Origin of the sequence: Limosilactobacillus pulli, from assembly GCF_947381555.1 — a bacterium.
GTDB classification, from domain to species: domain Bacteria; phylum Bacillota; class Bacilli; order Lactobacillales; family Lactobacillaceae; genus Limosilactobacillus; species Limosilactobacillus pulli.
The window spans coordinates 1-247 of record NZ_CANCWQ010000099.1 but is presented as its reverse complement, the minus strand read 5'-3'; the positions used below and the strand labels follow the sequence as shown (position 1 = coordinate 247).

General features: G+C 47.4%; 3 tRNA genes. All 3 read right to left on the bottom strand.

Annotation, left to right across the window (positions count from 1 at the left end):
• Position 1 precedes the first annotated feature (1 nt).
• The 3 genes from QOS03_RS09370 to QOS03_RS09360 all read right to left on the bottom strand — a co-directional run bounded on the left by QOS03_RS09370 (position 2) and on the right by QOS03_RS09360 (position 244).
• A tRNA-Arg gene (locus QOS03_RS09370) sits at positions 2–75 on the bottom strand.
• A gap of 13 nt (positions 76–88) precedes the next feature.
• Positions 89–160, bottom strand: a tRNA-Gln gene (locus tag QOS03_RS09365).
• A gap of 11 nt (positions 161–171) precedes the next feature.
• Positions 172–244, bottom strand: a tRNA-Val gene (locus tag QOS03_RS09360).
• Between the last annotated feature and the right edge of the window lie 3 nt (positions 245–247).

The window sequence follows — 247 nt, the reverse complement described above, 5'->3', positions numbered from 1 at the left end:
ATGCACCCAGAAGGAGTCGAACCTTCAACCTTCTGATTCGTAGTCAGACACTCTATCCAATTGCGCTATGGGTGCAAAATAAATAAAATTGGGCTAGCTGGGTTCGAACCAGCGCATGACGGTACCAAAAACCGTTGCCTTACCACTTGGCTATAGCCCAATATTTAAAGATGGAGGATACAGGGCTCGAACCTGTGACCCTCTGCTTGTAAGGCAGATGCTCTCCCAACTGAGCTAATCCTCCATA